The following is a 265-nucleotide window of genomic DNA, read 5'->3' on the forward strand; positions in this document are numbered from 1 at the left end:
GCGGGTCTTCAATTGCGAGGCAAGCTGGTCTGCCGTCAGCGGTTCCCAATCGACGCCGAACGAATCGCGCATCAGGCGCCGTTGCGCGTCGAGACGCGCCGGTTCGTCGAACCAGTTGGCGAGAATCACCCCGGCGTCGGTTGCGTCGCAATCGATGCGATAGCGCGCGATGCGGGCGCGCATCACATCGACGGCGTCGGTCGTGAGCGCGTAAAGCTCGCGCGCGCGAACCGCGCCAAGCGTTTTCAGCAGATCGGCACAATCG

The 265-nt window shown here is 65.3% G+C and carries 1 protein-coding gene; it reads right to left on the bottom strand.

What is annotated here, in order from left to right:
* Window positions 1-265: hypothetical protein (locus R0J92_RS23690; RefSeq protein WP_411053477.1), on the bottom strand; the 265-nt coding region annotated here is incomplete at both ends.

The sequence above is a fragment of the Tritonibacter sp. SIMBA_163 genome, from assembly GCF_046535935.1.
GTDB classification, from domain to species: domain Bacteria; phylum Pseudomonadota; class Alphaproteobacteria; order Rhodobacterales; family Rhodobacteraceae; genus Epibacterium; species Epibacterium scottomollicae.